This window comes from Brachybacterium rhamnosum (assembly GCF_039526185.1).
GTDB classification, from domain to species: domain Bacteria; phylum Actinomycetota; class Actinomycetes; order Actinomycetales; family Dermabacteraceae; genus Brachybacterium; species Brachybacterium rhamnosum.
The window spans coordinates 484,548-510,687 of sequence record NZ_BAAAIS010000002.1 but is presented as its reverse complement, the minus strand read 5'-3'; the positions used below and the strand labels follow the sequence as shown (position 1 = coordinate 510,687).

Genomic DNA, 26,140 nt, shown 5'->3' with positions numbered 1-26,140 from the left:
GTCTGTGGGCTCAGGAAGAGGCCGGGGCAGGGGTGCCGCGGGTTGCCAGCGGCACCGCCGCCGGGCGCTCCACGGTGCTCACGATCTCGACGCGGGAGCCCGACGCGGCCGCCTCGAGCACCCCGTTCATCACCTCGAGCACGTGCTGCCCGAGCGCACCGGAGGCCCGCAGCCCCGCGCCGCGCTCGGCCATGTCCTGCAGGCCGATGCCGCGGGATGCCTCCGGGTAGCCGGCGCTGACGGGCAGCGTCTCCCAGCCCTCGCCGCCCAGGCGGTGCAGCTCGACGTCCCCGTCGAAGCGGTTGGGGTCCGGCACCGCGAGCGTGCCCTCGCTGCCGTGCACCTCGATCGGGTGGATCGTCGTCGCGACCGCGTCGAAGCTCATGACGAGCGTGGACAGCGCCCCGGACTCGTGCACGAGCACCCCGGTGACGTGCGTGTCCGTGGTGACGGGGATCGACTCCCCGGCGCGGGAACCGGAGCCGATCGTGCGCTCGGAGCGGGTGCGGCTGCTCGCCCCGATCACCGAGGCGACCGGGCCCAGGAGGGTCACGAGGGCATGGATGTAGTACGGGCCCATGTCCAGCAGCGGGCCGCCGCCGGGCACGTAGTAGAAGTCCGGCGCCGGGTGCCAGCGCTCGTGGCCCGGGGTCAGCATCGTCGCGGTCGCCGCGATGGGGGTGCCGATGAGGCCCTCGTCGATCGCGGCGCGCGCCGTCTGCGTGCCCGTGCCGAGCACCGTGTCCGGGGCGGAGCCCGTGAGCACGCCGGCCACCGCGGCGGCCTCGAGCACGGCGGCGCCGTCGGCCGTGGCGACCGCGAAGGGCTTCTCCGAGTAGACGTTCTTGCCGGCCGCGATCGCGCGCCGGTCGATCTCCGCATGGGCGGCGGGGATCGTGAGGTTCAGGACCGTCTCGACCTCCGGGTCGGCGAGCAGCTCGTCCACGCTCAGGGCGCGCACGCCCTCGTGGGCGGCGGCGACCGTGCGGGCCCGCTCGAGGTCGATGTCCGCGACGGCGACGAGCTCGACGTCGGGCAGGGAGGGGAACGTGGCGAGGTACTGCGCGGAGATGTTCCCGCAGCCGATCATGCCGACCTTCATCGGGTGGTCTCCTTCTCGGTGGTGCGGGCGGCCCAGAGCAGGCCCCGCTCGATGATCGTGCGGACGTTCGGGTCCTCGAGCACCTCGACCCGGTGGCCGGGCGTCGAGACGAAGATGCGGCCCTCGCCCCACTGCCGCGTCCAGATCGCGGGGGAGGTCACCTCGCGGTGCCACGGGTCCCACTCGCGTACCTTCTGCGTGGTCGTCGCGAGCACATCGATGTAGGAGTCCGCGAGCACCCAGTACTGCTCGGTGACGAGGTCGAAGTCGGAGATGCCCTGGGTGATGGGGTGATCGGCGGCCTCGGGGAGCATGGTCACCGTGTAGGGGACGTAGTTGTCCGCCTGCTCGCCCCGGCGCTCGTCCGGGTGCTTGCCCGGGTGGCAGCCGAACTGGCCGCCGATGAGCGTGAGGTAGTCCGACTCGTTGCGGTAGGAGTCCGCGATGCCGCCGTGCCAGCCGGCGAGGCCGGTGCCCGCCTCGACGGCGGCGCGCAGCCCCTCGAACGGGGGACGCTCGATCGTGGACATGGTCATGCACTGGACCACGAGGTCCACGGTCGCCATGTATGCGGCGTCCGCGTAGACCGCGGGGGACTCCTCGATCCGCACGTGGAAGCCGTGCTCCTCGAGGAAGGGGATGAAGAGGTCCGTCGCCTCGACGGGCTGGTGCCCGTCCCAGCCGCCGCGCACGACGAGGGCCTCGCGGGTGGGGGTGGTGGTCATCGGTCCTGCTCCTGCTCGGTGGGGGAGACGGCGGTCCAGCGGGAGCCGTCGTCATGGCTGGCCTCGACGGCGGCGAGCACGCGCTGGACGTGCAGGGCGTCGTCGAAGGAGGGGGAGGGGTCGGTGCCCTCGCCGATCGCGCGCACGAGGTCCACGACCTCGTGGGTGAAGGTGTGCTCGTAGCCCAGGCCGTGACCGGTGGGCCACCAGGCCGCGGCGTAGGGGTGCTCGGGCTCCGTGGTGAACACCCGGGTGAAGCCCTGGCGACCGGCGGGGGCGGTCGCGTCGTAGATCTCGAGCTCGTTCATGCGCTCGAAGTCGAAGGCGACGGAGCCCGAGGACCCGTTGATCTCGACGCGCATCGCGTTCTTGCGGCCCTGCGCCATGCGGGTCGCCTCGAAGGAGCCGAGCACGCCGCCGGCGAGGCGCGCGGAGAACAGCGCGGTGTCGTCGACCGTGACCTGCTGGCGCTCGCCGGAGACGTCGCCCTTGCCGCCGAGGCCCTGCATGTCCCCGGCCGCGGGCCGCGTGGGGACGACCGTCGCGAGGGTGCCGGAGACCGCCTCGATCGGGGTGCCGGTGATCCACTGGACGAGGTCGACGACGTGCGCGCCGATGTCGCCGAGCGCGCCGGAGCCGGCCTTCTCCCTGTCCAGGCGCCAGGTCATGGGGGCGTCGGCGTCCGCGAGCCAGTCCTGCAGGTACTGCGCGCGGACCTGCCGGATCTCGCCCACGAAGCCCTCCTCGACGAGCCGGCGGCCGTAGGCGAGGGCCGGGGTGCGGCGGTAGCTGAAGCCGCAGATCGAGCGGATCCCGCGGGCCGCGGCCTCGCGGGCCGCGGCGGCCATCTCCTCCGCCTCGGCGACGGAGTTCGCGAGCGGCTTCTCGCACAGCACGTGCTTGCCGGCGGCCAGCGCCGCGAGGGTGATCTCGCGGTGCGTGTCACCGGGGGTGCAGATGTCGACGACGTCGATCTCCGGGTCCTCGACCACGTCCTGCCAGCGGGTCGTGGTGCCGGCGAAGCCGTAGCGCTCGGCGGCCGCGGCGAGGGTCTCGGGGTTGCGGCCGGCGAGGGTGCGCAGCTCCGGCGTGAGCGGGAGGTCGAAGAAGCGGTGCGCGGTGCGCCAGGCGTGGGAGTGGGCGGCGCCCATGAAGCCGTGGCCGATGAGGCCGACGCGCAGCGGGCGGGGTGTCTGAGTGGTCACGGCAGGGGTCACGGCTCCTCGGTGAGCGGACAATGGCGGTGAGGGGAGTGCGGCCGCGCGGGGCGCCGACCACTGGTTAACATCTCGAACTTATCATGGTCGCGCAGGTCAGGGAACAGAAAGACGGGGGGAGCCGTCGTCGCGGCTCCCCCCGTCCCCGGGTGGGGATGAGGTCAGAGGATGCCGCCGAGGAGACCGCCGACGAGGCCGGTGACGCAGGGACGGAGGGGTTCCGTCGCTCGCCACCACCCTCACCGTCGGCCGGCCGACGGTGACCCGCCGGTCACCGGCCGTGACCCCTTCGTGACCACCTCGACCGTCGGCCGGGTGACCGTTGACCCCGCCGATCACTTGCCGGACCCGGCGGTCATGCCGCTCACCAGATAGCGCCGGCCCACGATGTAGAGCAGCACGATCGGGATCGAGGAGAGCACCACCGCGGCCATGACGACCGGGACATTCGTCGCGTACTCGCCCTGGAAGCTCCACAGCGCGAGCGGCAGCGTGCGCATGTCCGGGCTCTGCGTGAGGATCAGCGGGAACAGGAAGCCGTTCCACGACATGAGCGCCTGGTAGACGGCGACCGTGACGAGCGCGGGGCGCACTATCGGGAAGGCCAGGCGCCACATCTTCTGCCACTCGGTGCAGCCGTCGATGTCCATCGCCTCGAACAGCTCCCCGGGCACGTCCCGCAGGGCGTTGGAGATGATGAGGATGCTCAGCGGCAGGCCGAACGCGATGCCCGGCAGCATGAGCGCCGCGAGCGAGTCGTACATGTGCATGCGGATGATCACCAGGTAGATCGGCACGATCGTGGCCTGCACGGGGATCGCGAGGCCCAGCAGGAACAGGCTCCGCACCGGGCGGAACAGCCGGTGCCGGCTGCGCACCGTCGCGTACGAGGCCATGAAGGCCATGAGCACGAGCGGCACCACGGTCCCGAGCGCGACGAGCACGCTGTTGAGCAGGTAGGTCGTGAAGTCCGCCTCGAGCACGGCGGTGAAGTTCTCGAACGCGAGCTGCGGGGAGGGCAGCACCGGGTTCGAGCCGAAGTACGTGCTGATCGACTTCAGGCTCGTGATCGCCACGAAGTAGAGGGGCAGGAGCACGGCCAGCAGCCACAGCCACCCGAAGGTGCCGCCGATCCAGTTGCGCTTCATGTCAGGCTCCTTCCGTCTGGCTCGCGGAGGCGTCCTTGCCGCCGAGCCGCTGCACCCCGAGGGCGAGCCCCAGGCCGAGCACCACGAGGATCACCGCGAGGGCGCTCGCGACGCCCATCTCGTTCCCGCGGAAGCCCGTGAGGTACATGTCCAGCGGCAGGATCCGGGTGGAGACGCCGGGACCGCCCTGGGTGAGCACGAAGATGATGTCGAAGTAGGTCAGGGCGCCCACGACCATGAGCGTCGAGCTCGTGATGAGCGTGTACTTCAGCTGCGGCAGCGTGATCGAGAAGAACTGGCGCACGCGGCCCGCGCCGTCGATCTGCGCCGCCTCGTACATGCTCTGCGGGATCTGCCGCACGGCGCCCTGGTAGATGAGCGTGTGGAAGGGGATGAACTGCCACGCGATGATCACGAGCAGCACGATCCACACGAGGGTCGAGTCGCCCAGCCAGTTCTGCTTGAGGAAGGGCAGGCCCAGCCCGCTCGCGAGCCCGAAGTTCGGGTCCATGAGGGACTTGAAGGTGATCGCGATCGCCGAGGAGGAAAGCAGCAGCGGCAGGAAGTAGAGCACCGCGAGCACGCCGCGGTACCGCTGCTGCCCCGCCAGGAAGGTCCCCAGCAGGATGCTGAGCGGGGTCTGCAGGGTCCAGGTCGCGACGATCATGAGCAGCACCAGCAGCAGGCCGTGCCAGGTGGTCTCGCGGGAGAGCGCCTCGGTCCAGCTCGTCAGGCCCGTGAACTCGATCGCGCCGATTCCGTTCCACGAGGTGAAGGACAGGGCGACCACGCCGAGCAGCGGCAGGATCGCGAAGACGAGGAAGAAGAGCAGCGCCGGGGCGGCGAAGAGCAGGTGCGAGAGCCGCAGGCGCTCGCGGTGCGGGGAGGCGGGGGTCGTCGTCACCTCAGCCCTCCAGGGTCGCGTTCATCGCCTCGGCGAACTGCTCCGGCGTGGCCTTGCCGAGGAACAGCTGCTCGGTGTTGACCAGCAGCTGCTCCGCCGCGGTGGGCTGCAGCGCCTGGTCCCAGGACTGCGTGAAGGAGGGGGCGTCCTGCAGCGAGGTGTAGACCCACTGCAGGTACTCGGCGTCGTCGCTCGCGGCGAGGGCGTCCTCCTGCCCGGTGACGACGGGGGCGGAGCCGGAGGCCACGAAGTCGGCGGCGACGTCGTCCGTCATCATCCCCTCGAGGAAGTAGGCCTTCGCGACGGTCTTCTCCTCCTCGGAGGCGACCGCGGAGAGCGAGACGTAGTTGCAGGGGTTGCCCACGAGGTTCGCGAGCTCGCCCTTGCCGCCGTCGATCGTGGGGAAGGGGCCGAAGCCGAGACGGCCGTCCTGGACGAAGCTGCCGCCGCCGGACTTCATGCCGCCGAAGGTCCAGCCGCCGTGGAGCATGAGCGCGGCCTTGTCCGACCACAGCAGCGCCTGGTCGGTGTTGGAGTCCGCGGCCATGGACTCGAAGCCCTCGGCGAAGGCCTTGACCTCGAGCAGCTCGGTGACCTTGTTCCCCATCTCGATGACGGCCGGGTCGAGCCAGGCGTCCTTCTCGCCGGCGGCGATGCGCGCGAAGACCTCGGGGCCGCCGATGCGGTCCAGGAGGTACTCGAGCCACATCATCGAGGTCCAGCGGGACTGGCCGGCGAGCGAGATCGGGGCGACGCCCTTCGTGTTCGCCTTGTCGATCACGTCGAGCAGGGCGTCCCAAGTCTCCGGCGCCTCCGCGCCGATCGACTCGAGCACCGTCTTGTTGTGGAACATGATGATCGGCTGCGTCGCGCCGATGGGGAGCGCATAGATCTTGTCGTCGACGGTCGCGGCGCCCCACACGGAGTCGATGAAGCGCTTCTGGAAGTCGGCGTTCTCCTCGAGCCAGGGGGTGAGGTCGTCGACCTGCTCCTCCTGGGCGTAGGTGCGCAGGCCGCCGCCGCCCCAGCCGTAGATGATCGTGGGCGCCTCGCCCGCGCCGATGGCCGTGCGGATCTTCTGCTTGTAGGCGTCGTTCTGGAAGAACGTGACCTCGAGGCTGCCCTTGCCGAGCTCGTTGAAGGCGTCGATCGAGTCCTGGTAGATCGTCTCGTTCGGCTGGCCGGAGAGCTGCCAGATCGAGGCGGAGTCGCCGCCGCCCGCGGAGCCGCCGGGGCCGGAGGTGCCGCACGCCGCGAGGGTCAGGGCGGCGGCGCCGGCGGTGCCGCCGAGGAGGGAACGTCGGGTGAAGGAAAAGTTTCTCATGACCTGCTCCTGGATGTCATCGTTGACGGGTGGTCGAGCGTGGCGGTGCACGCGGGGGAACAGCGGTAAGTAAGGGAAAATTACCAACGATCCGCAGTGCCGTCAACCGCGTGGTCCGTGTATCGATACGGTTGTGGCCTGGGGTGATGCGGGGATGGGGTGGACGCCGCCGAGGCCGCTCGATGGGCTAGCGCTTTCCCGCGGCGTTCGGCTGCGGGGTCTGGCGGGCCTAATGGCCCCGAGAGAAACTTTCTCTCGTATGCTTCGGGCAGGACCACGGACGGAGGGGTGATGGGACAGCGCACGGCAGGGACGGAGCCGGCACCGCGGAGGCGCGTGCGGCTCGAGGAGGTCGCGCGGCGCGCGGGGGTGTCCCTCGCGACCGCCTCGAAGGTCATGAACGGGCGCGCCGCGGTGAGCGCCGCGACGCGCGAGGCGGTCGCCGAGGCCGCGCAGGAGCTCGGCTACACGCCGCGCCGCCGGGCCGCACCGGAGGCGCCGCGCTCGGTCGCCGTGCACCTGCAGTCCGTGGACAGCCCCTACGTGATGGGCGTGCTCGCCGGCATCGCCCATGCCACGCGGCGGGCGGGCGTCGAGCTGCTGCTCAGCAGCTCCGAGGGGGAGGGGCTCGACCGGGCCTGGATGACCGAGGTCGCCGCGCGCGGCGCCGCCGGTCTCGTCGCCCTCGTCACCCCGATCGCGCCGCAGCACGCGCGCTGGAGCCGGAGCCTCTCGCTCCCGCTCGTCGCCGTGGACCCGATCGTCGAGGGGGAGCTCGCGCCGGGCGTCGTCTCCGTGACCTCGACGAACTGGGAGGGCGGCGCCTCCGCCGTGCACCACCTGCTGGAGCTCGGGCACCGCCGGATCGGCATGCTCGCCGGGCCCCGCGACTCGGTCCCCGCCCAGCAGCGGCTCGAGGGCTACGTGAGCGCGCTCGCGAAGGCGGGGCTGCCGGTCGACGAGGGGCTCGTCATCCACAGTCCGTTCCGCGAGGCCGACGGGCGGCGCGGCACGGCGACGCTGCTGGATCTCGCGGAACCGCCCACCGCGGTCTTCGGGGCCTCGGACGCCCTCGCCGTCGGCGCGCTGCGCGAGGCCCGCGCGCGCGGGATCGGCGTGCCCGAGGGGCTGAGCGTCGTCGGCTTCGACGACACGATGATCACCGGGTGGACGAGCCCGCAGCTCACCGCCGTGCGCCAGCCGCTGTTCGCCATGGGGCAGGTCGCCGTGGAGCGGCTGCTCGCCCTCGCCGCGGATCCGGGCGTGTTCTCGCACCCCTTCAAGCTCGAGACGCAGCTCGTGGCGCGCGAGTCGACGGGTCCGGCGCCACGATAGGCCGAAAGGTTTCGGGGCGGCTCTGTATCGTGACATCGTGCTGGTGCAGGTCGTGGGATGTTGACGACGGGTAGCGGTGGCCCTAGGGTGAATCGCATCGAAAGTAGAGAGAAACCTTTCTTCTGGTTCAGATCCGTGCGAAGGAGCCCCCCGTGATCGCTGCCCCCTGGAGGGACCCCTCGCTGAGCACCGCCGAGCGCGCGGAGGCGCTGCTCGCGGACCTCACGCCGGAGGAGAAGATCGCCCAGCTCGGCAGCTACTGGAAGCGCCCCGAGATCGGCGACGCCGAGGGCTTCGCGCCGATGCAGTCCACCTTCGACGAGGGCCGCGACCCCTTCGAGGCCGCCGCGCAGCACGGGCTCGGCCACCTCACCCGCGCCCTCGGCAGCGCCCCGCTCGACGCGCAGGCCGGGGTCGAGCAGCTCCGCGCCCTCCAGGCCGTCGTGATCGCCGGATCCCGCCAGGGCATCCCCGCGATCGCCCACGAGGAGTGCCTCACCGGGCTCATGGCCCACGGCGCGACCACCTATCCTGCCGCGATCGCCTGGGGCGCGAGCTTCGACCCCGAGCTGATCGGCGAGATGGCCGCGCGCATCGGCGCTGACATGCGCGGCCTCGGCACCCACATGGGCCTCTCCCCGGTGCTCGACGTCGTCCGCGACTACCGCTGGGGCCGCATCGAGGAGACCCTCGGCGAGGACCCCTACCTCGCCGGCATGCTCGCGACCGCCTACGTGCGCGGCCTCCAGGGGGAGGGCGTTGTCGCGACCCTCAAGCACTTCGCCGGCCACGCCGCCTCCCGCGCCGGCCGCAACCACGCCCCCGTCTCCATCGGCCGCCGGGAGCTGCACGAGATCGACCTCGTCCCCTTCGAGATGGCCGTGCGCCTCGGCGGCGCGGGCGCCGTCATGAACTCCTACGCGGACCTCGACGGCATCGCGCCCGCCGCGAGCCGCTGGCTGCTCACCGAGCTGCTCCGCGACACCTGGGGCTTCGAGGGGACCGTCGTCTCCGACTACTGGGCCGTGAACTTCCTGCAGTCCATGCACCGGGTCGCCGGGACCACCCGTGACGCCGCCGTCGCGACGCTCCGCGCCGGCATGGACGTCGAGCTGCCGGAGACCAGCACCTTCCCCGAGCTGCTCGACGCGATCGCCGCGGGCGAGCTCGAGCAGGAAGTGCTCGACACCGCCGTGCGGCGCGTGCTGCGCCAGAAGATCGCGCTCGGCCTCCTGGACCCGGGCCACGACCCGACCACCGCCGGCGAGGCGATCGACCTCGACCCGCCGGAGAGCCGGGCCCTCGCCCGCCGCATGGCCGAGGAGTCGGTCGTGCTGCTGCGCAACGAGGGCGGCCTCCCGCTCGCCCCCGGCGCCCGGATCGCCCTCCTCGGCCCCACCGGCCTCGAGGCGCGCAGCTTCCTGGGCTGCTACAGCTTCACCAACCACGTCCTCTCCCGGCTCGAGGACCACGGCACCTCCGTGCCCGTGCCCACCCTCGTCGAGGCCCTCGCCGCCGAGCTCCCCGGAGCGCAGGTCACCGCTCTGCCCGGCGTCGCGATCAACGACGAGGACACGAGCGGCATCCCGGCCGCCGTCGCCGCGGCGGAGGCGGCCGACGTCGCCGTGCTCGCCGTCGGTGATCTCGCCGGCCTCTTCGGCGCCGGCACCTCCGGCGAGGGCTGCGACGTCGCGGACCTCCGCCTGCCCGGGTCGCAGCACGCGCTCGTCGAGGCGGTCCTCGCGACCGGCACCCCCGTCGTCCTCGTGCTCGTCACCGGACGCCCCTACGCGCTCGGCGAGTACGCCGACCGCTGCGCCGCGATCGTGCAGGCCTTCATGCCCGGCGAGGAGGGCGGCGGTGCGATCGCCGGCGTGCTCTCCGGGCGCGTGAACCCCTCCGGTCGCCTCCCCCTCGGGATCCCCCGCGGCATGGGCGGCCAGCCCGGCACCTACCTCGCCCCCGTGCTCGCCTGGGTCAGCGAGGGGATCTCCAACATCGACCCGCAGCCGCTGTACCCCTTCGGCTTCGGCCTCGGCTACACCCGCTTCGCCTACTCCGACCTCACGCTCTCCGCCGAGGAGATCGCGGCCGACGGCGCCGTCGAGATCTCCGCGACGGTCACCAACACGGGGGACCGCGAGGGCCGCGAGGTCGTCCAGCTCTACCTCTCCGACCCCGTCGCGAGCGTGGTGCGCCCGCTCAAGCGGCTCGTCGGCTTCACGAAGATCGGACTCGCCGCCGGCGAGAGCGCCCGCGTGACCTTCACGCTCCACGCGGACTGCACCTCCTTCCTCGACGAGGGCTATCGGCGGATCGTCGAGCCCGGGGAGCTGCGCGTGCGCGTGGGCGCCTCGAGCGAGGACGCGACCCTCGAGGGCTCCTTCCGCATCGTCGGCCCCGTGCGCGAGGTGGGTGATGGTCCCCGCGAGCTCGTCACGCCCGTGGGCGTGGAGCGGGTCGTGCCGGCGGGGGCCTGAGGCTCAGGCGACGAAGCGCTCCTCGATCAGCGCCACGACGGGCGCCTCGGAGCGGGAGAGCGCGAGCAGGAGCAGGCTCCCGCACAGGAGCGGCACGAAGGCGCCCACGAGCACCGCCGAGCCGGCCGTGAGGATCCCGAGCGAGAGCAGGGCGAGGGTCGCGAGCGGCCGTGCGAGCAGGGTGTGCACCGCGAGGCGCAGCACGTCGACCGTGCGGAAGCGGAACCGCGCGAGGATCGTCAGGCCGCGAGCGAGCAGCAGGGCGAGGACGCCCGCCGCCGCGAGGAGCACCCCGCGCTGCACGGACGTCGCGGTGGAGGCGACGGTCGTGAGCGCTGCGAGCAGGACGAGGGCGGGGAGGCCGAGGCGGAGGCTGTCCGCCGTGCTCAGGCGGAGGCCCCGCAGGAGATCGGCGGCAGGGGCGAGGTCCCCGCCGGTGCTGCGCCGACTCCAGGCGTGGAGGGCCGCGGCGTGCGCGGGCAGCAGCGGCAGCGCGGCGAGGACGAGCAGGGTCGTGCCGAGCGGGCCGGCGGGCAGCAGCGACGAGGCGAGGAGCGCCGGCACCGCGGCGAGGACCAGGAGCACCTCGATGACGAGCGCCCGGTAGACGCCCTCCGTGATCACGGTGACGGCGGCGAGCGGCCGCCGCGGGCTGGGGGATGCGTCCGGATGCGTCATCGCTGCTCCTGGGTCGGGCCTGCTGGCGGCGACAGTCTGGCACCCGGGGGCGAAAAGTTTCGACCGTGACGGTCGCAATGTTGCGGGATCGTGACATTGTCGGACGGGCCGTTCCGCGCCTTCATGGCATGTCAGGTCGCGATCCTCGCTGGTCGCGGGCCTGTCGAGCGCGCCGAGGATCGATGCAGGTCGAGGAGTGTGAGGTCTTGACCACGCGGCAGGGGCGCACTAGCGTGACGGCAGCGCGAAACTTCTCGAAAGCATCAAAGCGCGATGCTCCCGCAGAGCAGCGGGTCGTCGGCATCGGGGCACTTCGCGGCAGTGGACCACCATCGGCCGTCACATCCCGTGCGGCTCCGCTCTCGACGAGGAGACACCATGGCAACGGCACATCCCTTCCCCCTCGGTCCCACCCGGCGAGGCTTCGTCGGCCTCACGGCGGCCGGCCTCGGCGCGCTGACCCTCGCCTCCTGCGGCACCGGCTCCGGCTCCGAGGAGAAGGTCGACGTGAGCACGCAGAACGTGGGCGCCATGGACGAGTACGCCGCGGACATGCAGTTCACGGCCACCGAGCCGATCCAGATCAGCATGCTCTGGACCGACTGGCCCGACGTCCCCGTCGAGAAGACCTGGCGGATCTTCGAGCACATCAAGGAGCTCACGAACGTCGAGCTGACCCTCACCCACATCCCCTTCAGCGACGCGATCGAGAAGCGCAGCCTGCTGATCAGCGCGGGCGACGCACCGACCCTGATCCCGCTCGTCTACACCGGCGAGGAGGCCGCCTTCGTCTCCTCCGGCGCCGTGGTGCCGATGAGCGACTACGTGGACAGGATGCCGAACTTCCAGAAGTACGTGAAGGAGTGGGACCTCGCGGAGATGGTCGAGAACCTCCGCCAGGCGGACGGCAAGTACTACATGACCCCCGGCCTCCAGGAGGTCTCGGTCCCCGTGTTCAGCCTCGTGCTGCGCAAGGACGTCTTCGAGGAGGTCGCCGGCTCCGTGCCGCAGACCTGGGACGAGGTGCGCGAGGCGCTCGTGCTCATCAAGGAGAAGCACCCCGACGCCGTCCCGCTCGCGGACGGCTTCGAGGGGCAGTCGATGCTCAACTACGCCGCCCACGCCTTCGGCACCAAGGCCGGGTGGGGCTTCGGTGACGGGGCGATCGACGGTGACGGGGACGACCTCGTCTACGCCGCGACCACCGAGCAGTACCGCCAGCTCGTCGACTTCTTCCGCGGCCTCGTCGCCGACGGCCTGCTCGACAAGGAGTCGTTCACCGCCTCGAACGACGGCAGCGGCGCGGCGAGCGTGAGCGAGAAGTTCGCCGCCGAGACCTGCTTCGCGGCCTCCGGCTCCTCCGGCACCGCCATCGAGTTCTCCCAGGCGCTCGAGGAGACCGTCGGCAAGGGCAACTTCGAGATCACCCTCGTCCCGCCGCCGGGCGGCCCGGCCGGCGACCACGTCGAGCCGCGCAACTTCTGGCACGGGTTCATGCTCAGCTCCGCGGTCACCGAGTCGGAGAACTTCCTCGCGACGCTGCAGTTCGTGGACTGGCTCTACTACAGCCCGCAGGCGCGCGAGATGCTCCGCTGGGGCGAGGAGGGCACCACCTACTCCAAGGCCGGCGACGGCACGATCACGCTCGAGGAGGGCTACTCGCTCGACGACTTCGGTATCAACAAGGGCGCCGGCGAGGACATCAAGATCGACCTCGGCTACTCGACCTTCCCGGCGGAGTCCACCGAGTCCCGGGCGCTCAAGGAGTCCTACAGCACCCCCGAGTTCGTCCAGTACGTCGACGACGTGCTCACCACGCGCACCCCGCGCGATCCGTTCCCGCCCGCCCCGCTCGACGAGGCCGAGCTCGAGCAAGCCTCCCTGCTCGCCACCCCGATCAAGGACGCCGTGGACACCGCGACCCTCCGCTTCATCATGGGGGAGCGGTCCATGGACGAGTGGGACGCGTACGTCTCCGAGCTCGAGGCCGCGGGGCTCAGCCAGTACATGGAGCTGCTCAACGGCGCGCGGGCCCGATTCGTCGAGGCGAACGGATGACCGTCGCCGAGCCGCGCACCGCGGCGCCCCGTCGGCGCAGCGGCGGGTGGAGGCGGGCCCTGCGACGCGACTGGCCGCTCTACGCGATGGCGGCGCTCCCGCTGCTGTTCCTGCTGGTCTTCCGCTACCTGCCCATGGCCGGGAACGTCATCGCCTTCCGACGCTTCCGCCCCGGCGGCAGCATCTTCGGCGACGAATGGGTCGGCATGCGCTACGTCGGCATGTTCATCCAGGACCCCGCCTTCTGGAAGGTCTTCGCGAACACCGCGATCATCGGCGGGACCACCCTCCTGGTCTGCTTCCCGCTGCCGATCATCCTGGCGCTCATGCTCAACGAGGTGCGGCGCCGGCACTTCAAGAAGATCGTGCAGTCGATCAGCTACCTGCCGCACTTCCTCTCCGTCGTCATCGTGGTCGGCATGGTCTACCAGCTGCTCTCGCTGCAGGGCACTGCGAACCAGATCGTCGAGGCCCTCGGCGGGGACCCGATCACCTTCCTGCAGCGACCCGAGTGGTTCCGCGTGATCTACGTGGTCTCCGAGGCGTGGCAGACGGTGGGCTGGGGGACGATCCTCTACCTCGCGGCGCTCACCGCCGTCGACGACGCCCTCTACGAGGCCGCACGGATCGACGGCGCGAACCGCTGGCAGCAGACCTGGCACGTGACCCTCCCGGGCATCCGGCCGACGATGGTGACGCTGCTGATCCTCAACATCGGCTCCTTCCTCAACGTCGGCTTCGAGAAGGTCCTGCTGCTCTACAACCCCATGACCTACTCGACCGCGGACGTCATCTCCACCTACCTGTACCGGGTGGGCCTGGTGTCCAACAACCTCAGCTATGCGGCGGCCATCGGCCTGTTCCAGGCGATCATCGGCTTCGTCATGGTCATGGCCGCGAACTTCATCTCGAGACGATTGGTGGGGACGAGCCTGTGGTGATCGAGGCGATGGCGCCCGAGGCGGCGCCCACGACGAGCCCGCGCAGCACGACGACCCGGATCCGGGACTCCCGGTCCTACCGGATCTTCAGCACGGTCAACATGATCGCGCTGCTCCTGCTGTGCGCGGTGATGCTCTATCCGTTCGTCATGCTGCTGGCGCAGTCCTTCAGCTCGGCGGGCGCGATCAGTGCGGGCAAGGTGAACCTCCTGCCCGTGGACCCGAACCTGGACACGTACCGGGCGGTCGCGAACAACGACACGTTCTGGCGCAGCTACGGCAACACCGTGCTGTACACGCTGATCGGCACCTCGATCGCGATGGTGCTGACCACGACCTACGCCTACGTGCTCTCCAAGAAGCACCTGCGGGGGCGCGGCCTGCTGATCGGCATCGCGGTGTTCACGATGTTCTTCAACGGCGGCATCGTGCCGAACTACGTGCTCATCTCCTCGCTCGGCATGAAGAACACGATGTGGGCGGTGATCCTGCCGCCGGCGCTCTCGGTGTTCAACCTGCTCGTCATGAAGGCGTTCTTCGAGAACCTGCCCACCGAGCTCGAGGAGGCCGCGCACATCGACGGCCTCGGCTGGTTCGGGATCTTCTTCCGGATCGTGCTGCCGCTGTCGAAGGCCGTCATCGCGACGATGGTGCTCTTCTACTCGGTGCAGTACTGGAACGACTGGTTCGCCGCGTTCCTGTACCTCGACCGGACGGACCTCTTCCCCGTGACGCTGTACCTGAGGAACCTCATCGCGGGCGCCTCCACGGCGGCCTCCGAGGGGGCCGCGGCCTCCGGCTCCGCGGTCGCGGACATCAACGCCAACATCCAGTCCGTGACGATGATCCTCATCCTCGTCCCGATCCTGTGCGTGTACCCCTTCGTGCAGCGGTACTTCGTCTCGGGCGTCATGCTCGGCTCGGTCAAGGGCTGAGCGGCCCACCACGCGGCACCCCCTCTGCAGCACCCTCATCACCGTCGAAGGAGACACCATGAGACGCCGTCAGATCCTCACCGCCGGAGCCGTCGCCACGACGCTCGCCGCCGCGACCCCCGCCGCGGCGCACGCGGAGCGGAAGCCCACGCCCCCGGGCCTCGCGAAGAAGGACACCCTCGCGTTCGCCGTGGGGGACGTCCTCGAGATCGGCTGCGCCGTCGCCGGCGGCGGGCACCACCTCTCGCAGCCCTACCCCGACCCCTTCACCCACGACGAGCCCTACCGGAAGGTGCTCGCCGCCGAGTTCACCTCGCTCTCGGCGGAGAACCAGATGAAGTGGGACCATCTCCGCCCGGCGGAGGGCGTCTACGACTTCACCGATGCGGACGCCATCGCGGACTTCGCCGCCCAGAACGGCCATGTCATGCGCGGGCACACGCTGCTCTGGCACAACCAGAACCCGGCCTGGCTCGAGCAGGGCGACCACACGCCCGCGCAGCTGCGGGAGATCCTCCGGGACCACATCCAGACCGTCGTCGGCCGCTACGCCGGTCGCATGCAGCAGTGGGACGTCGCCAACGAGATCTTCGACGACTCCGCCGCGCTGCGCACCGAGGCCAACATCTGGATCCGCGAGCTGGGGCCGGGGATCATCGCCGACGCCTTCCGGTGGGCCCACGAGGCCGACCCCGAGGCGCAGCTGTTCCTCAACGACTACAACGTCGAGGGGATCAACCCCAAGTCCGACGCGTACCACGCGCTCGTCCAGGAGCTCCTCGCCGACGGCGTGCCCGTGCACGGGTTCTCCACCCAGGGGCACCTCTCGACCCGCTACGGCTTCCCGGACGACCTCGCCGCGAACCTCCGCCGCTTCGCGGACCTCGGCCTGCGGACCGCGATCACCGAGCTCGACGTGCGGATCGACCTGCCCGAGGGCGGCGAGCCGACGGCGGAGCAGCTGGCGACCCAGGCCGAGTACTACCGCCGCACGACCGAGGCGGTGCTGGCCGTCGAGGGCTGCGGCTCGCTCACCCTGTGGGGCGTCGTGGACCGGTACTCGTGGGTCCCCGTGACCTTCCCGGGGCAGGGGGCGGCGACCGTCCTGCGGGACGACCTCACACGCAAGCCCGCCTACGACGCCGTCCAGCACGCGCTCGCTGCGGCGAGCGGACGAGCGGGGCACCCCGCGCTGAGGGACTAGGACGCCCCGCTTCTCCTAGTAGCCTGAGCCGTCGGTGAGCCACGAGAGGGGAGTGCTGATGGCGCACAGCGCAGCGCGTCAGGACAAGGTGACGCTCAAGGACGTCGCGGAGCGGGCGGGGGTCTCCCTCGCCACCGCCTCCAAGGTGATGAACGGCCGCTCCGACGTGCGCGACTCGACCCGCCAGGAGGTCGCCGCGACCGCCGAGGCCCTCGGCTACCGCCCCCGCCGCCGCGAGGTCGAGCGGCGGCGCGCCGTGATGATCCACTTCGACACGCTCACGAGCCCCTACGCGCTGCAGGTGCTCGAAGGGGCGGAGCAGGCCGCCCGCCGGGCCGAGGTCGACATCATGGTCTCGAGCGCCGACGGCGGCGACGGTGCGGTCCCCGCGGGGCCCACCCGCGCCATGATGGCCGACCTCGCCTCCCGCGGCGTCGAGGGGCTCATCGCCGTGACCTCGCCGATCGGGCCGAAGCACGCCCGCTGGAGCAAGGACCTCTCCCTCCCGCTGATCGCGATCGACCCCGTGACCATCGAGCCGGACACCCGCGGCGTCGTCGCGATCTCGGCGACGAACTGGGAGGGCGGCAGCAGCGCCGTCCAGCACCTCCTCGAGCTCGGCCACCGCCGCATCGGGATCGTCGGCGGGCCGGAGGACTCCGTCCCCGCGCGTCAGCGCGTCCAGGGGTACCTCAGCGCCCTCGCCCAGGCCGGGATCGCCGTGGACCAGGAGCTCATCGAGCACGGCGACTTCGGCTACCGAGCCGGGCAGGACGGCGCCGACCGGCTGCTCGCGCTCGCCGAGCCGCCCACCGCGATCTTCGCCGTCGCGGACACCCTCGGCGTCGGCGTCATGCGCGCCGCACGCCAGCGCGGGCTCTCCGTCCCCGAGGACCTCAGCGTCGTCGGCTTCGACGACACGATGATCGCCCAGTGGACGCACCCCCAGCTCACCGCCGTGCGCCAGCCCCTGTTCCAGATGGGGCAGGTCGCGGTGGAGCGTCTGCTCGCGCTCTCCGCGGATCCCGGGCTGTTCGCCCATCCGTTCAAGCTCGAGACCCAGCTGGTCCAGCGGGAGTCGACGGCGCCGCGGCGCGCGTGATCAGCCCCGCAGCGTCCTCCGGTCCAGCAGCACGGGCTGGGGGCGGCGCTCGTGGAGCACGCGCGGCGGCTGCTCGACGAGGGCGCTGAGGGCGCGGCCCACGGCGGCGCCCGTCGCGCGGGGGGCGGCGCCGAGGGCGGCGAGCGGCGGCTCGTGGAGCTGGCAGGCCATCGAGTCGTCCCAGGAGACGATCGAGAGCGTGCCGGGCACGGCGATGCCGCGCAGCCGCGCCCGCTCGAGCGCGCCGAGGGCCATGGCGTCGTTGTCCGCGAGGAGCACGTCGGGCCCGTCGTCGGCCGCGGTGAGCAGGGCGTCGAGGGCGCGGGCGCCGCTGTCCCCGGTGTAGTCGCCCTCCGCGGTGCGCGGGGTCTCCCCGGCCGTGTCGCACCAGTCGAGGTAGGCGCCGCGGCGCAGGGCGGAGTGCACGAGCCCCTGCGGGCCGCCCAGGTGGGCGATCCGCTCGAGGCCGCGGGAGCGCAGGGCGTCGAGCACGCCCCGCATGACGGCGGCGTTGTCCACCGTCACCGAGGGCGCCTCGCCGTCCTGGACCACGTCCCCCTCGAGGACGTGGCCGAGTCCCAGCTCGGCGAGCAGCGCGGGCCGCGGGTCCTCGGGCACGAGGTCCCGCAGCACCACGGCCGCGACCGTGCCGCGCGCCGCCCAGTCGCGGTAGGCGGCCATCTCCTCCTCGCGGGAGGCGACGGCCCGGGTGAGCACCGTGTGGCCCGCTCCGGCGACCGCGTCCTCGATCCCCGCGAGGACCTGGTTGAAGTACTGCTCGGAGCGGGCCGACCAGATGTCCTCGGGGGCGATGAAGCCGAAGGTGCTCATGGGGCCATGGTGGCCCCTGCGAGCGGCTCCGTGCGACGCGAGCGCGCCACGAGCTCGCCCACGTGGCGCACGACGCGCTCCGCGAGGAACGCCTCCGGGTCCAGCTCCACGCCCTCCGGTGCGCTGACCTGCACGGTCACGGCCTCGCCGGGAAGCAGGTCGATCATCTGGCGATCCACCACGGCATCGGGGTGCACGCGGTCGGCGACGATCACGACGTCCCGCACGAGGGAGTGGGCGCTGAGGGTCAGGGCGACCCCGTCGCCGCGCCGCCGGGCGCTCACCGAGAGGGCGTCCGGGTCGAGCTGGAGGTCCTTGTCCTCCGCGAACCAGTGCAGCGCGCGCAGCACCTCGGTGCCCGGGACCTCGAGCTCGAGGACGAGAGCCTCGAGCGCCGGATCGCCGGGGGAGACGAGCGCCTCGGGCAGCGGGAGCAGGCCCGTGGAGCGCGGGGCGACCTCGGCCTCGAGCGCGGTGGAGGCGAGCACGGTGCCGTCCACGTCGATCCGGCGCAGCCGCAGGGTCCCCGCGAGGGTCCCCTCGGTGTCGTTGCCGATCGCCGGGACCGGCCCGCCCTCGCGCGGCTGCACGGTGAGCAGCACGGGCGCGTACAGGTCCCGCATGGCGTACCAGAGCAGCTTGCGGCGGCCGTCGCCGTCCACCGCGGCCCACGAGGTGACCGGCCAGCAGTCGTTGAGCTGCCAGATGATCGTGCCCCCGCAGTGGGGCCACAGGGCCCGGTAGTGCCCGATCCCCACCCGCAGCGCCCGTGCCTGGTTGAGCGCGGTCGTGAGGTGGAAGTCGACGAAGTCGACGGGGTCGGGGAAGTGCGGCCGGTAGCCGGCGACGAGCTTCCTCTGCCCGTCGATCGCCTTCTGGTGGGCGAGCATCGTGGGGGAGTCCGCGACGAGCGGCCGCTCGCTGATCGCCCGTTCGACGGTCGCCCAGGAGGCGGGGCCCTGGAAGCCGAACTCGGCGGCGAAGCGGGGGGAGGTGTCGCGGTAGTGGGTGTAGTCGTTGTCCTCGTCGCTCGCCCACACGACCCAGTTGTGCACGGTGCCGTGGTCGGGGTCGCGGGGCCGGTCGAGGGCGCCGCGCGAGTAGGGGCTCGAGGGCGTGTAGCTGCGGGTGGGGTCGAGCTCGGTGAGCACGGCCGGCAGGATCTCCGTGTAGTAGGCGTTCCCCCAGCCCGTGCCCTCGGGGAGCGTGTCCTTCCAGCCCCAGTGGTGGTAGCCCTCGACGTTCTCGTTCGAGCCGTTCCAGTGCACGAGCGAGGGATGCCAGGCGAGGCGCACGACGTTCTGCCGCGCCTCCGCCTCGATCTCGCCGCGCAGCGGCTGCTCCTCGCTGTAGGCGGCGCAGGCCATGGCGAAGTCCTGCCAGACCAGCACCCCGGCCTCGTCGCACAGGTCGTAGAGGAGGTCCGACTCGTAGAGCCCGCCGCCCCAGATCCGCAGCATGTTCATGCCGGCGTCGAAGGCGTCGGCGAGGCCGCGCGCGTAGTCGTCGCCGGTGAGGCGGGTGGGGAAGCAGTCGTCGGGGATCCAGTTGGCGCCCTTGACGAGCACGGGGCGGTCGTTGACGACCATCGTGAAGGAGGTGCCGACCTCGTCGGTGCGCTCGACGAAGCCCGCGGTGCGGAAGGCGACGCGGTGCTCGACGCGGTCGAGCTCGGCGCCGGCGGCGTCCTCGAGCACGACCAGCGCCGTGTACAGGGGCTGTTCGCCGTAGCCGCGGGGCCACCAGCGCTCGACCTCGTCGAGGTGCACGGCGATCGCGGGCCCCTGCTCCTCCGCGTCGACGGCGACCTCCGCGGTGCCGAGCACTGCGCCGTCGGGCCCGGCGACCTCGAGCCGCGCGGTGAGCGTTCCGCCGTCCGCGCCCTCGCGTTCGATCGGCACGGTGAGGGCGACCGTGCCGCCCGCACCCTCCGCGTCGGGCGTGACCTGCGGGCGCACCGCGTCCAGGCGCGCGCCCGTCCAGCTCTCGAGCCCGATCGGGCCGGCGATCCCGCTCGTGACGAGCACGGGCCCCCAGTCCCAGCCGAGGTTGCAGGCCATCTTGCGGATCGCGTTGTAGGGCAGCAGGTTGCCGATGTACGGCAGGTCCCCCTGCGCGGCGGCGTTCTCGCGGGCCGTGCGCAGCGGGGAGGCGAAGCGGATCTCGAGCACGTTCTCCCCGGCGCGCAGCAGCGGCCCCACGGCCCAGCGCCACGAGCGGTGCTGGTTCTGCACGGTCGCGACCTCGGCGCCGTTCAGCACGACCGTCGCGGCGGTGTCGAGGGAGGCGGCGACGAGGTCCGTGCGGCCCGCGGGCACCTCGTCGAGGGTGAAGGCGGTGCGGTAGAGCAGGTCGCACTCGCCGCTCCAGGCGAGCTCCGCCTCGTGGCGGTCCAGGTACGGGTCGGGGATGAGCCCGGCGTCCAGGAGGTCCGTGAGGAAGGTGCCGGGGACCGTCGCGGGCAGGTCCTGCACCGGGAAGGGCACGGGGCCGTCCACGACGGTCAGGGTCCAGCCGTCGTGGAGATCGGTGCGGGTCATGCGAGGTCCTCCTGGGGGGCGAGGTGGTCGGGCATCGGCACGCCGCGCCGACGGGCCTCCGCGAGGAAGCGCTGGTTGGTGCCGGGCTCGGGGGCCGCGGCGAGGAGCTTGCGGGTGAACTCCTGCTGCGGGTTGAGGATCACCTCGTCGGCGTCACCGCGCTCGACGACCTCCCCGCGGTACATCACGAGGATCTCGTCGGAGAAGTGGCGGGCGGTCGCGAGGTCGTGGGTGATGTAGAGCATCGCGAGCTCCTCCTCCCGCTGCAGGCGGGCGAGGAGGTTCAGCACGCCCAGGCGCACGGAGACGTCGAGCATCGAGACGGGCTCGTCGGCCACGAGGACCGTCGGCCCCGGGGCGAGGGCGCGGGCGATCGCGACGCGCTGGCGCTGGCCGCCGGAGAGCTCGTGCGGGCGGCGGGCCATGAAGGCGTCGTCCGCGGGGAGGTTCACGCGGTCCAGCAGCTCCTTCGCCGCCCCGGGCGCGGTGCGGGAGGTCGCCCGTCCGTGCACGATGAGCGGCCGCACGAGGTGGTGGCCGATCGAGTGGTACGGGTTGAGCGAGGCGAAGGGGTCCTGGAAGACCATCTGCACCTGGTGGCGGTAGTCCGCGAGGGCCTTCCCGCGGCGGCCGATCGGCTTCCCGTCCAGCAGCAGGCTGCCGGAGGTGGGCCGCTCGAGCTGCATGAGCAGCTTCGCGATCGTGGACTTGCCGGAGCCGGACTGGCCGACGAGCGCGACCGTGCGGCCGGGGCGCAGCTCGAAGGAGACGCCCTTGACGGCCCGCAGCTGCGAGAAGCGCAGGCCGCTGCGCAGGGTGTAGGTCTTGTCGAGGTCCTGGGCGGTGAGGGTGGTCATCGGGTGCCCTCCGTGGAGTAGCCGGCGCGGAGGAAGTCCCCGGCGTCGCCCGTGAGCGAGGGGAAGGATCCGAGCAGGCGGCGGGTGTAGGGGTGCTGCGGGGCGAAGTAGAGGTTCTCCGCGGTGTCGAGCTCGACGATCCGCCCGGCGCGCATGACGGCGATGCGGTCGGAGATCTCCAGCAGCATCGGCAGGTCGTGGGTGATGAAGACGACCGCGAAGCCGAGCTCGCTGCGCAGGCGCAGGATCTCCTGGAGGATCTCCCGCTGCACGACCACGTCGAGGGCCGTCGTCGGCTCGTCCATGATCATGAGGTCCGGGTCCAGGGCGAGCGCCATGGCGATCATGACGCGCTGGCGCATGCCGCCGGAGAGCTCGTGGGCGAAGGCGGTGATGCGGGAGGGGTCCACGCCCACGAGCCGCAGCAGCTCCTCGCTGCGGGCGCGGCGCGCGGCGGCGTCCATGCCCGGGCGGTGCGTGGTGAAGACGTCCTCGAGCTGCGCCTTGATGCTGATCACGGGGTTCAGGGAGTTCATCGCTCCCTGGAACACCATGGCGATGCGGGACCAGCGGAAGGCGCGCAGGGCCTCGCCCTCGAGGGCGAGCACGTCGACGTCCTCGCCGTCGCGGCCGTGGAAGGTCACGGAGCCGCCGGTGATGCGGGCGGGCGGGCGGTGCAGCTGGTTCAGGCCGTAGGCGAGGGTCGTCTTGCCGCAGCCGGACTCCCCGGCGAGGCCGAGGATCTCGCCGCGGCGCAGCGTGAAGCTCGCGCCCTGGACGGCGTGCACGGGCGTCTCGACCTCGTAGACCACGTCGAGGCCCTCGACCGTGAGCACGGCCTCCTCGGAGACGGGGGAGTCGGCGCCGGCGCGGACCTCCTCGATGTCCGGGGCGATCTCCGCCTCGAGCGGGTTCGCGGGATCGGGGGTGGGGGTGCTCATGCCGCTGCCTCCTCCTTCTTCTCGGCCCGGCGCACGCGCCGCGCGTTGGCGGGCGCGCTGCGCAGCCGGGGGTTGATGATCGCGTCGATGGAGAAGTTGATGAGGGAGAGCCCGCAGCCCAGGGCTGCGATGAGGAAGCCCGGCGGGACGAACCACCACCAGCCGCCCAACGTGAGCGCCTGCCCGTTCTGCGCGTAGAAGAGCATCGAGCCCCAGGTCTGGGTGCCGACGACGCCGAGGCCGATGAAGCTCAGGCCCGCCTCGCCGAGGATCGCGGAGATCAGCGCGAAGACGAAGCCGCTGGACATGACCGGCAGCAGGTTCGGCAGGATCTCCACGGAGATGATCCGCCAGGGCTTCTCCCCGGCGATCTTCGCGGCCTGCACGTAGTCGCGGTTGCGGATCGAGAGGGTCTGCGAGCGCAGCACGCGCGCCGAGGCGGCCCACGAGGTGATCGCGAGGACCACGGCGATCAGCAGCAGTCCGCGCTGCTCGACGTAGGAGCCGATGACGATCATCAGCGGCAGCCCGGGGAGGATCAGCACGACGTTCGTGAAGAGCGAGAAGCCCTCGTCGAGCCAGCCGCCGAGGTAGCCGCCGAGGATCCCGAAGAACGCGGAGAGGAACAGGGCGAGCACGGCGACGAGGACGCCCACGAGGAGCGAGCCGCGGGTCGCGTAGGCGAGCTGGGCGAGCACGTCCTGGCCGGTCTGCGTGGTGCCCAGCAGGTGGGCCGCGCTCGGCGGCTGCATGCCGTCGTTGCCGATCGCGAGCGGGTCCTGGACGAGCAGCGGGCCGATCAGCCCGAAGAGCACGATGACCAGGACGATGCCGACGCCGATGACGAGGGTCGGGGCGGGCCGGCGGCGGGGCGCGCGGGTCGTCGCGATCGCGGCGGTCGTGGTGGGGGGAGCGGCGGTCTCGGTGGTCTCAGTGGTCATGGGGGCCTCCTCAGCCACGGGCCCGGGTGCGGGGGTCGATGATGCCGTACAGGAGGTCCACCGCGAGGTTCGCGGCGAGCACGGACACGGTGATGATGAGGAACAGGCCCTGCATGAGCGAGTAGTCGTTGTTGTTGACGGCCTGCAGCATCGTGTAGCCGATCCCCGGGTAGGAGAAGACGGACTCCACGACGATCGAGCCGGAGACGACGAAGCCGAGCGAGATCGCGAAGCCGGAGACGCTGGGCAGCACCGCGTTGCGGGCCGCGTAGGTGAGCATGATCCGGCGCGGGTGCAGGCCCTTGGCCTCCGCGGTGAGGATGTAGTCCTCGCTGAGCGTGGAGACCATCATGTTGCGCATGCCCAGCAGCCAGCCGCCGAGCGAGCTCAGCACGATCGTCAGCGCGGGCAGGAAGGCGTAGTAGATCGCGTTGGAGACGAAGGGGTAGTCCAGCGCGGGCCGCACGAGGGTCACGTCGTAGCCGCCGGAGATCGGGAACAGGTGGAGGTTCACCGAGAGGATGTAGACGAACAGCAGGGCGAGCCAGAAGTAGGGCACCGACTGCATGATCGTGGTCGCGGGGATGAGCGAGTCCAGCCAGGTCCCGCGCTTCCAGCCGGCGATCGTCCCGAGCGCCATCCCGATGAGGAAGGTGATCACGGTCGAGACGCCGACGAGCACGAGGGTCCAGGGGATCGACTGCCCGATCACCTGGCCGACGGGGGTCGGGAAGTACGTGACGGAGACGCCGAGGTCGCCGCGCAGCAGGTTCCCGAGGTACTGGACGTACTGCTGGGGGAGCGAGCCCTGGGAGTCGGTGCCGAGCATGACCTCGATGGCCTGCCGGGTCTCGGGGGAGACGGGGCCGCGCAGGGCGAGCTTGCCGAGCACGGCGTCCACGGGGCTGCCGGGCAGCGCGCGCGGGATGAAGAAGTTCAGGGTGACGGCGGCCCAGAGGGCGACCAGGTAGAAGCCGAGCTTCCGGAGGATGTGCACCGGGGGTCCTTTCGTCCGCGGTGCCGCCGCCGCCCCGCACGGGGGCGGCGGCAGCGGGCGATCAGGCGGGGGTGACGGTCTTGAGGACCTGGGCGTTGTCCGGGGCGGACCACGACATGGGGTAGCAGTACAGGTCGTCCTGGGTGGGCCAGCCGGTCACCTTGGAGTTGTTGTACTCGGTGAGGCTCGAGCCGATCAGCACGGGGACGTAGGGCATGGCCTCGACGATGATCTTCTGGATCTTCGCGTACTGCTCCTTCTTCACGGCCGGGTCGTCGGTGCCGGCGGCGACCTCGAGCGCGGCGTCGACGTCGGGGTCGGAGAAGCGGGCGGAGTTCTGGTACGGGTTGCCGTTCTCGCCGACCTTCACGGTCGAGTCCGTCGCGAAGAAGGTCTTGTACAGGTAGTACGGGTCCGGGGCGGGGCCCTGGCCGAGGGAGTCGATGACGAGCTGGAACTTCCCGGTGGACTTCGAGTCGTTCCACTCGTTGACGGAGACCTGCTGGGGGACGAGCTCGATGCCGACCTTCTTGTACTGCTCGGCGAGGGTGTCCAGGGCGGTGACGAAGTCGGACCAGCCGGTGGGGCAGCTGATCGTCATGGAGAGCCGCTCGCCGTCCTTCGCGTAGACGCCGTCGGAGCCCTTCTCCCAGCCGGCGTCCTCGAGGACCTGCTGCGCCTTCGCGGTGTCCGCGTTCCAGGGCGCGTCCTCGATCGACGGGTCGATGAAGTCCTTGTCCCGCTCGGGCAGACCGAAGGAGGGGGAGATCGCGGTGCCCAGGTCGTAGAAGGCGAGCTTGGAGAGCTGCTCGCGGTCCATGCCGTAGTAGAGGGCCTGGCGCACGGCGGGGTCCGTCTGCGGGCCCTCGCTGCCGAGGTCCGGGTTCGACGAGGCGAAGAGGGCGCACTGCGAGGTGGGGGAGTTGGTGTAGCTGAGGTCCGGGTTGGACTTCACGTGGTCGTCGAGGTTCGGCATGGAGGTCGAGGTGTAGTCGATCTCGCCGGCGAGCCACTTGTCGGTCGCGGACTGGTTGCCGGAGAGCGACATGACGCGTACGCCGCCGATCGCGGGCTTGCCCTCCTCCCAGTACGAGCCGTTGGCGTTGAGCAGGTAGGACTCGGGGGTGAAGTCGCCGAGGGTGAAGGGGCCGGTGCCGATCGGCTCCTCGTTCGTGTAGGTGGAGAGGTCCTCGACGTCGGTGAAGAGGTGCTCGGGGATGATCCAGGTGCGGCCCAGGGCCGTCGGACCCTCGACGAAGGAGGGGATGGCGTAGGTGAGGACGACGGTGGTGTCGTCGCTCGCCTCGGCGGAGGGGGCCGTGCCGGCGGGGTTGAGGGCCTCGGTGTCCTTGATCCGGTTGAAGGTGAAGGCGACGTCCTTCGCGGTGAAGGCGGTGCCGTCGGACCAGGTCACGCCCGCGCGGGTGGTGACGGTGAGCTCGGTGCCGTCCTCGTTCCAGCTGAAGGACTCGGCGAGCTGGGGGACGGGGTCCACGTCGATCGCGGCGAGCGGGTTGTAGTAGAAGAGCGGCTCGAAGATCATGCCCTGGACCATGCTCAGCACGGTCGGGGAGTGGGGGTTGAAGTTCTTCGTGAAGCCGGCGCCGGCCCCGTTGTAGGTCGTGATGATCGGCTTGCTCTCCCCGTCGCCGCTGCCGGTGTCGAGGTTCGACTGACCGGCGCAGGCGGCGAGGCCGAGCGGCAGGGCGGTGGCGAGGGACAGCTTTCCGAGGGTCCGGCGGCTGAGGTGCATCGTTGCTCTCCTGGGGACGCGACTGTGCGTGCGGATGGTGCGGCTGCATGACTTCCCGAGTAACTTCATTGACTAACTTAAGGAAGTACGAGGAAGTATGCGACCATGCTCACGGCTCGTCAAGCGG

At 71.4% G+C, this 26,140-nt stretch carries 21 protein-coding genes; 7 read left to right on the top strand and 14 right to left on the bottom strand.

Going from position 1 to position 26,140, the window contains the following annotated elements:
• Positions 1-10 precede the first annotated feature (10 nt).
• The 6 genes from ABD080_RS04220 to ABD080_RS04195 form a co-directional block, all read right to left on the bottom strand.
• Positions 11-1,102, bottom strand: a complete 1,092-nt coding sequence (locus ABD080_RS04220) for a Gfo/Idh/MocA family protein (RefSeq protein WP_343903750.1) — start codon at positions 1,100-1,102, stop codon at positions 11-13.
• Positions 1,099-1,827, bottom strand: a complete 729-nt coding sequence (locus ABD080_RS04215; protein WP_343903749.1) for a ThuA domain-containing protein — start codon at positions 1,825-1,827, stop codon at positions 1,099-1,101. Before ABD080_RS04215 ends, ABD080_RS04220 begins: the two co-directional genes overlap by 4 nt.
• Entirely contained in the window at positions 1,824-2,978 is a 1,155-nt protein-coding gene (locus ABD080_RS04210) for a Gfo/Idh/MocA family protein (RefSeq protein WP_377827291.1), read from the bottom strand. The genes ABD080_RS04215 and ABD080_RS04210 overlap by 4 nt, the downstream gene beginning before the upstream one ends.
• 401 nt (positions 2,979-3,379) lie before the next feature.
• Entirely contained in the window at positions 3,380-4,192 is an 813-nt protein-coding gene (locus ABD080_RS04205) for a carbohydrate ABC transporter permease (protein ID WP_343903747.1), read from the bottom strand.
• A gap of 1 nt (position 4,193) precedes the next feature.
• The gene (locus ABD080_RS04200) at positions 4,194-5,060 is read right to left on the bottom strand and encodes a carbohydrate ABC transporter permease (RefSeq protein ID WP_343904632.1); all 867 of its coding nucleotides are present in this window, start codon (positions 5,058-5,060) and stop codon (positions 4,194-4,196) included.
• Positions 5,061-5,097: 37 nt separating this feature from the next.
• Positions 5,098-6,420 carry an extracellular solute-binding protein gene (locus tag ABD080_RS04195; protein ID WP_137769296.1) on the bottom strand — a complete coding sequence of 441 codons (1,323 nt, stop codon included), beginning with the start codon at positions 6,418-6,420 and terminating at the stop codon, positions 5,098-5,100.
• A 291-nt stretch (positions 6,421-6,711) separates the two neighbouring features.
• Between ABD080_RS04195 and ABD080_RS04190 the strand changes: the two genes are divergently transcribed.
• Positions 6,712-7,755: a LacI family DNA-binding transcriptional regulator gene (locus ABD080_RS04190; RefSeq protein WP_343903746.1), complete on the top strand. Its 1,044-nt coding sequence runs from the start codon at positions 6,712-6,714 to the stop codon at positions 7,753-7,755.
• 152 nt (positions 7,756-7,907) lie between these two features.
• Complete coding sequence (locus ABD080_RS04185; protein WP_343903745.1) at positions 7,908-10,235, top strand: beta-glucosidase family protein; 2,328 nt, start codon at positions 7,908-7,910, stop codon at positions 10,233-10,235.
• Positions 10,236-10,238: 3 nt separating this feature from the next.
• On the opposite strand, the gene ABD080_RS04180 is transcribed toward ABD080_RS04185, so the two are convergent.
• Complete coding sequence (locus tag ABD080_RS04180; protein ID WP_137769293.1) at positions 10,239-10,913, bottom strand: hypothetical protein; 675 nt, start codon at positions 10,911-10,913, stop codon at positions 10,239-10,241.
• 378 nt (positions 10,914-11,291) lie between these two features.
• Between ABD080_RS04180 and ABD080_RS04175 the strand changes: the two genes are divergently transcribed.
• From ABD080_RS04175 to ABD080_RS04155, 5 genes are read left to right on the top strand one after another with little or no spacing between them, the layout of a single operon-like run.
• On the top strand, positions 11,292-12,971 hold the full coding sequence (locus ABD080_RS04175; protein ID WP_343903744.1) for an ABC transporter substrate-binding protein: 1,680 nt from the start codon (positions 11,292-11,294) through the stop codon (positions 12,969-12,971).
• Positions 12,968-13,912, top strand: coding sequence for an ABC transporter permease (locus ABD080_RS04170; RefSeq protein WP_343903743.1), 945 nt, complete (start codon positions 12,968-12,970; stop codon positions 13,910-13,912). Before ABD080_RS04175 ends, ABD080_RS04170 begins: the two co-directional genes overlap by 4 nt.
• An 8-nt stretch (positions 13,913-13,920) precedes the next feature.
• Complete coding sequence (locus ABD080_RS04165) at positions 13,921-14,847, top strand: carbohydrate ABC transporter permease (RefSeq protein WP_343904631.1); 927 nt, start codon at positions 13,921-13,923, stop codon at positions 14,845-14,847.
• A 58-nt stretch (positions 14,848-14,905) separates the two neighbouring features.
• A complete protein-coding gene (locus ABD080_RS04160; protein WP_343903742.1) occupies positions 14,906-16,051 on the top strand; it encodes an endo-1,4-beta-xylanase in 1,146 nt (381 codons plus the stop codon).
• 58 nt (positions 16,052-16,109) lie between these two features.
• Positions 16,110-17,153 carry a LacI family DNA-binding transcriptional regulator gene (locus ABD080_RS04155; protein WP_137769289.1) on the top strand — a complete coding sequence of 348 codons (1,044 nt, stop codon included), beginning with the start codon at positions 16,110-16,112 and terminating at the stop codon, positions 17,151-17,153.
• Here the strand turns inward: ABD080_RS04155 and ABD080_RS04150 are convergent, their stop codons facing one another.
• From ABD080_RS04150 to ABD080_RS04120, 7 genes are all read right to left on the bottom strand, one after another.
• A complete protein-coding gene (locus ABD080_RS04150; protein WP_343903741.1) occupies positions 17,154-17,984 on the bottom strand; it encodes a LacI family DNA-binding transcriptional regulator in 831 nt (276 codons plus the stop codon). It lies immediately after the preceding gene.
• Positions 17,981-20,524, bottom strand: coding sequence for a beta-mannosidase (locus ABD080_RS04145; protein ID WP_343903740.1), 2,544 nt, complete (start codon positions 20,522-20,524; stop codon positions 17,981-17,983). Before ABD080_RS04145 ends, ABD080_RS04150 begins: the two co-directional genes overlap by 4 nt.
• On the bottom strand, positions 20,521-21,381 hold the full coding sequence (locus tag ABD080_RS04140; RefSeq protein ID WP_343903739.1) for an ABC transporter ATP-binding protein: 861 nt from the start codon (positions 21,379-21,381) through the stop codon (positions 20,521-20,523). The genes ABD080_RS04145 and ABD080_RS04140 overlap by 4 nt, the downstream gene beginning before the upstream one ends.
• Positions 21,378-22,322 carry an ABC transporter ATP-binding protein gene (locus tag ABD080_RS04135; protein ID WP_137769285.1) on the bottom strand — a complete coding sequence of 315 codons (945 nt, stop codon included), beginning with the start codon at positions 22,320-22,322 and terminating at the stop codon, positions 21,378-21,380. Before ABD080_RS04135 ends, ABD080_RS04140 begins: the two co-directional genes overlap by 4 nt.
• Positions 22,319-23,263: an ABC transporter permease gene (locus ABD080_RS04130; RefSeq protein ID WP_343903737.1), complete on the bottom strand. Its 945-nt coding sequence runs from the start codon at positions 23,261-23,263 to the stop codon at positions 22,319-22,321. Before ABD080_RS04130 ends, ABD080_RS04135 begins: the two co-directional genes overlap by 4 nt.
• Positions 23,264-23,273: 10 nt before the next feature.
• Positions 23,274-24,260, bottom strand: coding sequence for an ABC transporter permease (locus ABD080_RS04125; protein WP_343903736.1), 987 nt, complete (start codon positions 24,258-24,260; stop codon positions 23,274-23,276).
• Positions 24,261-24,321: 61 nt separating this feature from the next.
• Complete coding sequence (locus ABD080_RS04120) at positions 24,322-26,013, bottom strand: ABC transporter substrate-binding protein (RefSeq protein WP_343903735.1); 1,692 nt, start codon at positions 26,011-26,013, stop codon at positions 24,322-24,324.
• Positions 26,014-26,140 lie beyond the last annotated feature (127 nt).